At 69.0% G+C, this 11,596-nt stretch carries 9 protein-coding genes and 1 tRNA gene; 8 read left to right on the top strand and 2 right to left on the bottom strand.

The window, feature by feature from the left end; translation table 11 throughout:
- Positions 1 to 124: 124 nt before the first annotated feature.
- Positions 125 to 198, bottom strand: a tRNA-Leu gene (locus DRB06_RS14295).
- Between the two features lie 66 nt (positions 199 to 264).
- Here DRB06_RS14295 and DRB06_RS14290 point away from each other — a divergent pair.
- A complete protein-coding gene (locus DRB06_RS14290; RefSeq protein WP_111820310.1) occupies positions 265 to 885 on the top strand; it encodes an ANTAR domain-containing response regulator in 621 nt (206 codons plus the stop codon).
- 52 nt (positions 886 to 937) lie between these two features.
- Here the strand turns inward: DRB06_RS14290 and DRB06_RS14285 are convergent, their stop codons facing one another.
- On the bottom strand, positions 938 to 1,462 hold the full coding sequence (locus tag DRB06_RS14285; protein ID WP_111820309.1) for a PaaI family thioesterase: 525 nt from the start codon (positions 1,460 to 1,462) through the stop codon (positions 938 to 940).
- Between the two features lie 17 nt (positions 1,463 to 1,479).
- Here DRB06_RS14285 and polA point away from each other — a divergent pair, with 17 nt between their 5' ends.
- The 7 genes from polA to DRB06_RS14250 all read left to right on the top strand — a co-directional run bounded on the left by polA (position 1,480) and on the right by DRB06_RS14250 (position 11,557).
- Entirely contained in the window at positions 1,480 to 4,251 is a 2,772-nt protein-coding gene (gene polA, locus DRB06_RS14280) for a DNA polymerase I (protein ID WP_395994455.1), read from the top strand.
- Positions 4,252 to 4,496: 245 nt separating this feature from the next.
- Positions 4,497 to 5,948 (top strand): 30S ribosomal protein S1, encoded by a 1,452-nt coding sequence (rpsA, locus tag DRB06_RS14275; RefSeq protein WP_073332457.1) that lies wholly within the window; start codon positions 4,497 to 4,499, stop codon positions 5,946 to 5,948.
- Positions 5,949 to 6,199: 251 nt separating this feature from the next.
- Complete coding sequence (locus DRB06_RS14270) at positions 6,200 to 6,517, top strand: multidrug efflux SMR transporter (protein ID WP_073332455.1); 318 nt, start codon at positions 6,200 to 6,202, stop codon at positions 6,515 to 6,517.
- A 92-nt stretch (positions 6,518 to 6,609) separates the two neighbouring features.
- Positions 6,610 to 7,203 (top strand): dephospho-CoA kinase, encoded by a 594-nt coding sequence (gene coaE / locus DRB06_RS14265; RefSeq protein WP_111820360.1) that lies wholly within the window; start codon positions 6,610 to 6,612, stop codon positions 7,201 to 7,203.
- A 102-nt stretch (positions 7,204 to 7,305) separates the two neighbouring features.
- Positions 7,306 to 8,037: a transcriptional initiation protein Tat gene (locus DRB06_RS14260; protein ID WP_111820308.1), complete on the top strand. Its 732-nt coding sequence runs from the start codon at positions 7,306 to 7,308 to the stop codon at positions 8,035 to 8,037.
- A gap of 42 nt (positions 8,038 to 8,079) precedes the next feature.
- A complete protein-coding gene (gene uvrB / locus DRB06_RS14255; RefSeq protein ID WP_111820307.1) occupies positions 8,080 to 10,176 on the top strand; it encodes an excinuclease ABC subunit UvrB in 2,097 nt (698 codons plus the stop codon).
- A gap of 313 nt (positions 10,177 to 10,489) precedes the next feature.
- Positions 10,490 to 11,557, top strand: coding sequence for a TerC family protein (locus DRB06_RS14250; protein ID WP_108966989.1), 1,068 nt, complete (start codon positions 10,490 to 10,492; stop codon positions 11,555 to 11,557).
- Positions 11,558 to 11,596 lie beyond the last annotated feature (39 nt).

The raw sequence follows: 11,596 nt of genomic DNA, 5'->3' as shown, positions 1-11,596 counted from the left end.
TAATTAGTGCTGCCTACCCTAAATTGTCGTGATCGATTTGTGAACGATTGACGACCTGTCAGTTAAATGAGGGGGCCCGGGCGTGGCGGCGCGGTAGGGGCAGTAGCGCCAGTGGGCGCGTCGGTACCTCCGGTGGGACTCGAACCCACAACACTCCGATTTTGAGTCGGATGCCTCTGCCAATTGGGCTACGGAGGCGTGCTCGCTCGCACGCGGGGCGGCGCGCGGGCCTCGCAACGTCGCCGAGCATACTAGGATTCAGCCGTGAGCAACGAGTCCGCTACTTCCCGAACCCGCAGAGTCCTTGTCGCCGAGGACGAGACCCTCATCCGCCTGGACATCGTCGAGACCCTGACCGATGCCGGCTACGAGGTCGTCGCCGAGGCCGCGAACGGGGAGGAGGCGATTCGCCTCGCCGACGAGTACGAGCCCGACCTGTGCGTCATGGACGTGAAGATGCCCGTGCTGGACGGCATCACGGCTGCCGAGCGCATCATCGACGCGCACGGCTGCGCCGTCGTGATGCTGACGGCCTTCTCACAGACCGAGCTGGTCGAGCGGGCCGGTGCGGCCGGTGCCATGGCCTACGTGGTCAAGCCCTTCACCCCGGCCGAACTGATCCCCGCCATTGAGATCGCCATGTCCCGCCACGACGAGATCCGCTCCCTGGAGGCGGAGATCTCCGATCTGCAGGAGCGCTTCGAGACCCGCAAGCGCGTGGATCGCGCCAAGGGCCTGCTCATGGAGCAGATGGGGCTGAGCGAACCGGAGGCCTTCCGCTGGCTGCAGAAGACCTCCATGAACCGGCGCCTGACCATGCGTGAGGTCGCCGACGCCGTGATCGAGCAGATCGGCGGCGCCAAGGGCGCCAAGGAGGAGTCCTGAACGCGGTCACGGACGGCCGCCGGCGTCCGGGCGGGGATACGGCCCGGACGGTTCAGGCGCCGTCGACCTCCACATACAGGCAGCGCAGAGTGCCGTGCGCAACGATGCGTCCGCTCTCGTCGCTGACCTCCACCCGGTAAACGGCGGTGCGCCGACCGCGGTGCAGGGGGGTGGCCACCGCCGTCACCCAGCCGCGTCGCGCCGGCCGCAGGTGGCTGACCTGCAGGTCGGTGCCCACCGGGGCCGTGCCGGTGGGCGCGCTCTCCCGCGCCGCCACGGAGGCGGCCGTCTCTATCAGCGCGGCGCTGGCTCCGCCGTGCAGTACCCCGGTGACCTGCCGGGCGCCGTCCACCGGCATGCGCACCACGGTGTGCTCGGCCGAACGCTCCTGAAGCTCCATGTGCAGGGTCGACATGAGTGTGCCGGCCTGCGCGTCCGCCAGTCCAGAAGTTCCCAGCGCACTGGTGGCCGAAACCGCGGAGCCGGCCGGCCTGGGCACCGGGAACGGGCGGACGGAAGCGGCGGGGAAGGCCACGGGCACGTCCGGGCCGCCAGATGCGGGTTCCTTTTCGCTCATGCCCTTAGGCTGTCACGGTGAGCACCATCGAGACCAGCCCCGCCGCCCCGGACGCCGGAACGCTCCTCCTCATCGACGGGCACTCCATGGCCTTCCGCGCCTTCTACGCCCTGCCGGTCGAGAACTTCACCACCACCACCGGCCAGTCCACCAACGCGGTGTACGGCTTCGTGTCCATGTTCCTGTCCCTGCTGGAGCAGGAGCAGCCCACTCACGTAGCGGTTGCCTTCGACCTGCCCGGCGGCACCTTCCGCACCCGCGAGTACGCCGAGTACAAGAGCACCCGCGATGAGACCCCGCCCGCCTTCGCCGGACAGGTGGAACTGCTGCAGGACGTGCTGAACGCCATGGGCGTCCCCACCGTGACCTCCCCCGGATACGAGGCGGACGACATCCTGGCCACCCTGGCCGCTCAGGGGCAGCACGAGGGCATGGAGGTGCTGGTGTGCTCCGGGGACCGCGACTCCTTCCAGACGGTCACCGAGCACTGCACCGTGCTGTACCCGATCAAGGGCGTGTCCACGCTGCGGCGCATGACCCCCGCCGAGGTGGAGGAACGCTACGGCGTCACCCCCGAGCGCTACCCGCACCTGGCCGCGCTGGTAGGCGAGACCTCCGACAACCTGCCGGGCGTCCCCGGAGTTGGCCCCAAGACCGCCGCCAAGTGGATCCGCCTGTATGACGGACTCGAGGGGGTCATCGCCAACGCCGACCAGATCAAGGGCAAGGCCGGCCAGTCCCTGCGCGACCACCTCGACGACGTGCTGCGCAACCGCCGCCTGAACCATCTGCTCACCGACCTGGACCTGGGACTCGACCCCGCCGTCGACCTCAAGCTCACCGGAGCCAACCGGGAGGAACTCGCCCGCATCATGGACGCTTTGGAGTTCCGCAACCTCCAGCAGCGTTCCGAGCGAGTCCTGCCCTTCGCCGACGCCGCCGATCGGCCCGGTGACCCCGACTCGCCCGCCGCCCGCCTGGAGGATCTGCGCATCGCCGCCGTCGGGCATGACGTCGACCCGGGCGACGTTGCCGCTTGGCTGGAGACGAACCTGCCCTCGGGCGAGGGGGACTCGCTCGGGCTGGACGTGGTCGGCACCCTGCACCCCGGCCGGGGGGACGCGACCATGGTCGCCGTCTCCGACGGCGTCGTCGCCCTGGTCGCGGACCTGTCCCTGCTCGACCCCACCGATGAACGGGCCCTCTTCTCCCTGCTCACCGACGCCGACCGCCCCAAGGTTGTGGCCGACGCCAAGGGCTCCTGGCACGCCCTGCACGCACGCGGCATCGACCTGGACGGGGTGGTGGCCGACCCGTCGCTCGCCGGCTACCTGTGCCGCCCCGAACAGCGCTCCTACGACGTCGGCTCGCTGGCGCAACGGTGGCTCGGCATCGACCTGGAGGCGCTGGCCGCCGCGCCCGACGACCAGCCGCAGACCGCCTTCGACCTGGACTCCCTGGCCGGCGACGCCCCGGCGGCCGCGGCGCTGGCCGCCGCGCGCCGCGCCGCCGTGCTGCTGCCCCTGCAGCGGGCTCTGGAGGAGCAGATGCGCCGGCGGGGCGTGCTGGAACTGTTCACCGACCTGGAGATGCCGGTGGCCGCCACCCTGACGCAAATGGAGGACGCCGGAATCGCCGTCGACGACGACGTCCTGGCCGCGCGCGAGACCGAGCTGGACGCCCGCGTCACCCACGCCGCCGAGGGCGCCTTCGCCGCCGCCGGGCACGAACTCAACCTCTCCAGCCCCAAACAGCTGCAGACGGTGCTCTTCGACGAACTGAAGATGCCCAAGACCCGCCGCACCAAGACCGGCTACACCACCGACGCCGACGCGCTGGCCTCCCTGTACGCCAAGACCAGTCACCCGTTCCTGGAGCACCTGCTCGAGCACCGCGACGCCATCAAGCTGCGCCAGACCGTGGAGGGGCTGCGCAAGGCCATCCTCCCCGACGGTCGCATCCACACCACCTTCCAGCAGACCATCGCCGCCACCGGCCGGCTGTCCTCCACCGACCCGAACCTGCAGAACATCCCCGCCCGCACCGAGGAGGGCATGCGCATCCGCGAGGCCTTCACCGTCGGGGCCGGCTACGAGTGCCTGCTGACGGCCGACTACTCCCAGATCGAAATGCGCATCATGGCGCACCTGTCCGGCGACGCCGCCCTGATCGAGGCATTCCGCTCCGGGGAGGACCTGCACCGCTACGTCGCAGCCATGGTGCACGGCATCGGCGTCGACGAGGTCACCCCCCAGCAGCGCAGCCACGTCAAGGCCATGAGCTACGGGCTGGCCTATGGGCTGTCCACCTTCGGGCTGGCCCGGCAGCTGGGTGTGGACACTGCCGAGGCGGCCGCGTTGCGGGAGGCGTACTTCGCCCGCTTCGGCCGCGTGCGCGACTACCTGGAGCACGTGGTCGAGCAGGCGCGCCGCGATGGATGGACCGAAACCATGTTCGGTCGCCGCCGCTACCTGCCGGACCTGAACAGCGACAATCGGCAGCGCCGGGAGATGGCCGAGCGCGCCGCCCTGAACGCCCCCATCCAGGGCAGCGCCGCCGACATCGTTAAGCAGGCCATGGTTGACGTCGCCGAGAACCTGGTCGCCGCCGGCCTGCGCTCGCGCATTCTGCTGCAGATCCATGACGAGCTGCTGCTGGAGGTCGCTCCCGGGGAGGCCGACGCCGTCGAGGAGCTGGTGTGCGCGCGCATGGGCGGTGCGGCCGAACTGTCCGTGCCCCTGGACGTGTCCGTGGGACGCGGCGCCACCTGGCGTGACGCCGCCCACTGATCCTTCGCCGTGGGCGTGTTTCAGGAGGACGGCGTGAGGTATTCCACGCAAATGCGGGCACGGTTTGTGACCCGCCTACAAGTCACGGATTGGGAACGTGCTGGTATGGTCTGACGCGCACGCCCCTAGGCGCCGTTCGCGGCACCCAACCGTGGTGCGGTGCCGGTCCGGGCCGGCCCGCGCGGCGGGGGACGTGTGGAATCTACTGACCCGACCCTTCTGTCCATATTCGGAGCAACCACTCAATGACCACAACCACGCCCAGCCCCGCCCCGGTCGCCGTCAACGACATCGGCTCGACCGAGGAGATCCTCGCCGCCGTCGACGAGACCATCAAGTACTTCGATGACGGCGACATCGTCGAGGGCACCGTTGTCAAGGTGGACCGCGATGAGGTCCTGCTTGACATCGGCTACAAGACCGAGGGCGTCATCCTCGCTCGCGAACTGTCGATCAAGCACGATGTCGACCCCGAGGAGATTGTCTCCGTCGGCGACGAGATCGAGGCCCTGGTTCTCCAGAAGGAGGACAAGGAGGGCCGCCTGCTGCTGAGCAAGAAGCGCGCCCAGTACGAGCGCGCCTGGGGCACCATCGAACGCATCAAGGAGGAGGACGGCGTCGTGTCCGGCACCGTCATCGAGGTCGTCAAGGGCGGCCTCATCCTCGACGTCGGCCTGCGCGGCTTCCTGCCCGCCTCCCTGGTGGAGATGCGTCGCGTGCGCGATCTGCAGCCCTACGTTGGCCGCGAGCTCGAGGCCAAGATCATCGAGCTGGACAAGAACCGCAACAACGTGGTCCTGTCCCGCCGCGCCTGGCTGGAGCAGACCCAGTCCGAGGTTCGCACCAACTTCCTGCAGACCCTGCAGAAGGGCCAGGTGCGCACCGGCGTGGTCTCCTCCATCGTCAACTTCGGCGCTTTCGTGGACCTGGGCGGCGTGGACGGCCTCGTCCACGTCTCCGAGCTGTCCTGGAAGCACATCGACCACCCGTCCGAGGTCGTCGAGGTGGGCCAGGAGGTCACCGTCGAGGTGCTCGACGTCGACTTCGACCGCGAGCGCGTCTCCCTGTCGCTGAAGGCGACCCAGGAGGACCCGTGGCAGGCCTTCGCCCGCACGCACGCCATCGGCCAGGTCGTGCCCGGCAAGGTCACCAAGCTCGTCCCCTTCGGCGCGTTCGTGCGCGTCGAGGACGGCATCGAGGGCCTGGTGCACATCTCCGAGCTGGCTCAGCGCCACGTGGAGGTTCCCGAGCAGGTCGTCAAGGTCGGTGACGAGGTCTTCGTCAAGGTCATCGACATCGACCTGGACCGCCGCCGCATCTCCCTGTCGCTCAAGCAGGCCAACGACGGCGTCGACCCGAACTCCGACGACTTCGACCCGTCGCTGTACGGTATGGCCGCCGAGTACGACGAGAACGGCAACTACAAGTACCCCGAGGGCTTCGACCCGGAGACCAACGAGTGGCTCGAGGGCTACGAGGCGCAGCGCGAGGCCTGGGAGGCCGAGTACGCGGCCGCGCAGGCCCGCTGGGAGGCCCACAAGGCCCAGGTTGCGCGCGCCCTGGAGGAGGACCAGGAGGACGGCAGCGCCGCCCCCGCGGACGCCACCTCCTTCTCCTCGGCTCAGCCCGAGGCCACCGGCACGCTGGCCTCCGACGAGGCGCTCGCCGCGCTGCGTGAGAAGCTGACCGGCAACTGACCTCGGCCGCACAGGCGGCACTCGCCTCGGCCCTCGCGGCCGATGAGCAACCACGATTGGGGCCCGTCCACCACCCGGTGGGCGGGCCCCAATCGCGTGTGGGCCGGTTCGGTGTGTGGCGCGTCTGGACCGCTTTTCTCTGTATGGATTACTTCCCTCAGTTTGGACCGCTGATAACCTGGCGCTGCCCGGGACGACCCGGAGCCCATGGGTAACACTCGGGGACGGCCCCATGGAAGGAAGGGGCATACATGTCCTGGCTGATTTTGATCGGTTCCGGCCTGTTCGAGGCCGTCTGGGCAACCGCGCTGAGCCGTTCAGAGGGGCTCACACGCCTGGTGCCGACGCTCGTCTTCTTCGCCGCGTGCTTTACCTCCATGGGTGGGCTCGCATACGCGCTGCGTGAGATCCCCGTCGGTACCGGCTACGCGGTGTGGACCGCGGTGGGGGCCGCCACGACCGCGGTGTGGGCCATGGCCACCGGCGCCGAACCGGTGTCCCTGGTACGGATATTGCTGCTCACGGGGCTGGTCGCGTGTGTGGCCGGCTTGAAACTGGCCGAGGGCTAGGCGGGCATGATGGTGCCATGACTAACGCCCCGCACGCCGCCCACCGCCCGCGCCGCCTGCCCGCGCACAGCCCCGAAGGCCGCGCCCTGTACGTGGGGCTGACCGGTGGCATCGGCGCGGGCAAGTCGGAGGTCGCCCGACTGCTGGCCGAGCACGGCGCAGTGGTCGTGGACGCCGACGCCGTCTCCCGAGAGGTGGTCGCACCCGGCACCGATGGCCTGAACGCCGTGGTGGCCGAGTTCGGGCAGCAGCTGCTCAATGCCGAAGGAGCCCTGGACCGGGCCGCGCTGGGGCGGATCGTCTTTGCAGACCCGGTGCGGCGCGCCCGGCTGGAGGAGATTCTGCTGCCACGTATCGCCGAGCAGGCGTGGGCTCGGTTGGAAGCGGTCCCTGCCGGGCAGGTGGCCGTCTACGACGTGCCCCTCCTGGTGGAGGAGCAGATGCAGGATCTGTTCGACGTCGTCGTCGTGGTGGAGACCGAGCTGGAGGCCCGGCTGACGCGTCTGACGCAGCGCGGCCTGGAGCGTGAGCAGGCCCTCGCGCGGATCTCCTCCCAGGCTTCCGACGCCGAGCGCCGCGCCGTCGCCGACGTCGTACTGTCCAACTCCGGCACCCGGGGGCAGCTGGCACTGGCCGTGGGGGAGCTCTGGCAGCGGCTCTCCGCCATGCGGGCGGGATGCAGGTAGGCCGGGAAGTGCTCCCCATAGGAATACCAGCGCGGGCGCAATAGCCTCATTGCCAGGCCCCGACCGGGCCGGCCGGTAACGGACCAAGGAAGGACCTCCACCATGCGCGCCCCGCTTCTGACCCGACGAGCCGCCCTCACACTGACCTCCGCGGCCCTCATCGCCGGTCTGGCGGCCTGCGCCACCGCCGACCAGGACGATCGTGAAGATGATCACGGTCACCGTGACCGGCAGACGGAGGAGCCGGTGGCATACAAGCCGGTGCTCTACCTATACCCGCCCGAGCAGACCGACATCGAGGTGGCACTGGACTACGCCGGCGAACTCACCTTCACCTACCCCGAGCCGGCAGTCACATCCACGGGCGTGAGCTGGCAGGTCACCGCCAGTCCCGACGGGACCCTCACCGACGCCGGCTCGCGCAGCTACCCCTACCTGTTCTGGGAGGGCATCAACCCCGCGCTCATGACACAGACCGAGGGATTCGTGGTCCAGGCGCACGAGGTCACCGCCTTCCTGGAGGACAAGCTAGCCGTGTTGGGGCTGACGGAGCGCGAGGCCGCCGAGTTCATCACCTTCTGGGCTCCGCGGATTCAGGCCACCGAACAGGCGCTCATCACCTTTGCCGCCGAGCAGCACGCGGCGATCGCCCGCTACAGCTTCACCACGGATGGAGAGCCCCTAACCCCCGAGGTCTTCATCCGCGTCTACCTGGTGATCGGCGACGTCCCCGCCGATCCGGTTCCCGAGCAGGAACTGATCCCCGGCCCCTCACGTGAGGGATTCACCGCCGTGGAGTGGGGCGGCTGCGACCAGCGCACAACGACGTCCTGAGGCACGTGGAACGCCAGGAGGGCTGCGACGTAGCCTTGGGCCATGCGTCCTGTCACCGACCTGCAGCGCGCCCAGAAGCGCTTCGAGGTCATCAGCCCATACACCCCGTCGGGCGACCAGCCCACCGCCATCGCCGAGCTCACCGAGCGGCTGAACGCGGGGGAGAAGGACATCGTGCTGCTGGGTGCCACCGGCACCGGCAAGTCGGCCACCACGGCGTGGCTGGTGGAGCAGGTGCAGCGCCCCACCCTCATCCTGGAGCCCAACAAGACCCTGGCCGCCCAGATGGCCGCCGAGTTCCGCGAATTGTTGCCGAACAACGCGGTGGAGTACTTCGTCTCCTACTACGACTACTACCAGCCGGAGGCCTACGTCCCCCAGACGGACACCTTCATCGAGAAGGACTCCTCCATCAACGACGAGGTTGAGCGGCTGCGGCACTCCGCCACCAACTCCCTGCTCACCCGCCGGGACGTGGTGGTGGTCTCCTCCGTGTCCTGCATCTACGGCCTGGGCACCCCCCAGGAGTACGTCGACCGCATGACGCCCCTGCGCGTGGGGGAGCAGATCGACCGCGACGAGTTGCTGCGTCGCTTCGTCACCATGCAGTACACGCGCAACGACATCGACTTCACCCGCGGTACCTTCCGCGTGCGCGGGGACACGGTGGAGATCATCCCCATGTATGAGGAGCTGGCCATCAGAGTCGAGTTCTTCGGCGACGAGATCGACGCCCTGGCCACTCTGCACCCGGTCACCGGCGAGGTCATTGACCGGGTGGACGAGGTCTACGTGTTCCCTGCCTCCCACTACGTGGCCGGGCCCGAACGCATGGAGCGGGCCATCGCCGGCATCGAGGAGGAACTGGCCGGCCGCCTGGCGGTGCTGGAGCGCGACGGCAAGCTGCTGGAGGCGCAGCGCCTGCGCATGCGCACCACCTATGACCTGGAGATGCTCCGCCAGATCGGCACCTGCTCCGGCGTGGAGAACTACTCGATGCACATCGACGGCCGCTCCCCGGGCACGCCCCCCAACACGCTGCTGGACTACTTCCCCGAGGACTTCCTGCTGGTGATCGACGAGTCCCACGTGACCGTCCCCCAGATCGGCGCCATGCACGAGGGCGACGCCTCGCGTAAGCGCACCCTGGTGGAGCACGGCTTCCGGCTGCCCTCCGCTCTGGACAACCGGCCCCTGACCTTCGCCGAGTTCGAGGACCGGGTCGGGCAGACGGTCTACCTGTCCGCCACCCCCGGCCCGTATGAACTCCAGCGCGCCGACGGCGTGGTGGAGCAGATCATCCGCCCCACCGGGCTGGTGGACCCCAAGATCGTGGTCAAGCCCACCGAGGGGCAGATCGACGACCTGCTCGAGGAGGTGCGCCGTCGCGTCGAGAAGCACGAGCGCGTCCTGGTCACCACCCTGACCAAGCGCATGGCCGAGGACCTGACCACATACCTCGCCGACCGGGGCGTGCGCGTGGAGTACCTGCACTCCGACGTCGACACGCTGCGCCGCGTGGAGATCCTCCGCTCGCTGCGGCTGGGGGAGTTCGACGTGCTGGTCGGCATCAACCTGCTGCGCGAGGGCCTGGACCTGCCGGAGGTCTCCCTGGTGGCGATCCTCGACGCCGACAAGGAGGGCTTCCTGCGCTCCTCCACCTCCCTGATTCAGACGATCGGGCGGGCCGCCCGCAACGTCTCCGGTGAGGTGCACATGTACGCCGACCAGGTCACCCCCGCCATGACGGAGGCCATTGAGGAGACCGAGCGGCGCCGCACCAAGCAGTTGGCCTACAACGCCGAGCACGGCATCGACCCGCAGCCGCTGCGCAAGAAGATCGCCGACGTCACCGACATGCTCGCCCGGGAGGACGTGGACACCGCCGAGCTGCTGGCCGGCGGCTACCGCGGACACGAGGAGAAGCAGGTCGTCTCCCGCCGCAAGCAGGCGGCCGAGGCGACCGTGCGCGAGAAGCTCGCCGGGACGGCCCAGTCCGACCTGGCGGGGCTGATCCAGGAGCTGACCGACCAGATGCACGCCGCCGCGGAGGATCTGCACTTCGAGTTGGCCGCCCGCCTGCGCGACGAGATCCAGGATCTGAAGAAGGAGCTGCGGGACATGCGGGCCACCGCCTGATGCGGCGGTGCGTCCGCCGCGCCTGGGCGTGCTGCGCAGCGGGCCGCGGCGTCGTCGACGTCGGCAAACACACACCGTTTCCGGCCGCGCGGGGGTGGCGGGTCCGGCACCCCGCGGCGATAGACTCGGCCCATAAGCCCATACGGAGGGGAGTACTCCCAGCAACGGCGACGTCGTCATCACGGCGGACCGGACGGCAACCGCACCGCGGCAGCCCCGGCCCCCGGCGTCGCAGGCCAGCAGGCGCGGCACGCAGTCGCGCCCCTGGCGGGGGGAGACCTCCGGTACCAGCACCGTACCGGAGGTACATGCAGTGGATGTCCACGCCCTCGGCTGGCTAGCCCTGGCCGCCATCATCATCACGATGATCACGATCGACATCGTCGGTCACGTCCGTACCCCGCACGAGCCCACTCTCAAAGAGGCGGCCCAGTGGTCGATCGGCTATATCGCCATGGCCGTCGCCTTCGGCGGGATCGTCTGGGCGATTTGGGGCGGCACTTACGGCCAGGAGTACTTCGCCGGGTACATCACCGAGAAGGCGCTGAGCATCGACAACCTCTTCGTGTTCGTCATCATGATCTCCGCCTTCCGGGTGCCCCGGAAGTACCAGCAGGAGGTGCTGCTGGCCGGCATCATCATCTCCCTGGTGCTGCGCCTGGCATTCATCCTCGCCGGTGCCGCGCTGATTGAGAACTTCTCCTGGATCTTCTACCTGTTCGGCGCCTGGCTGCTGTGGACCGCCTTCTCCCAGGCCCGTGAGGGCCTGGAGGAGCCCGACGCGCACCAGGATGAGGAGTACCACCCCACCGGCTTTGTGCGCATGGTGGCCAAGGTCGTGCCCATGACCGACGGATTCGTCGGCGGCAAGCTCATCCACCGCCACGCCGGACGCACCATGATCACCCCCATGCTGCTGTGCGTGATCGCCATCGGCACCGCCGACGTCATGTTCGCCGTCGACTCCATCCCGGCGATCTACTCCCTGACCAGTGAGCCCTACCTGGTCTTCGCCGCGAACGCCTTCTCCCTGCTGGGCCTGCGGCAGCTGTACTTCCTGATCGACGGGCTGCTGGACCGGCTGATCTTCCTGCACTACGGACTGGCCGCCATCCTGGCCTTCATCGGATTCAAGCTGGTCAACCACGCCCTGCACACCAACGAGGTGCCCTTCATCAACGGTGGCGAGCCCTGGGAGATCGTCCCCGAGCCGGACATCGGCGCCTCGCTCGGCTTCATCGTGGTGGTCATCCTGATCACTGTGGCCGCCTCCGTGCTCGTCTCCCGGCACCGGGCCCGCCGGGCCGCACGGGAGGCCGCGGGCAGCAGCAACGCCATCGGCGAATCCGAGGGCGCCGTCACGGCACAGTCCGGCGCCTGAGCCGCGGACACGCTGAGAGCTTCTCAGGAATTTCCGGGC

Source organism: Actinomyces sp. Z5, from assembly GCF_003287795.1.
Classification (GTDB): Bacteria; Actinomycetota; Actinomycetes; order Actinomycetales; family Actinomycetaceae; genus Actinomyces; species Actinomyces glycerinitolerans.
This window is presented reverse-complemented; position numbering and strand designations above follow the sequence as displayed.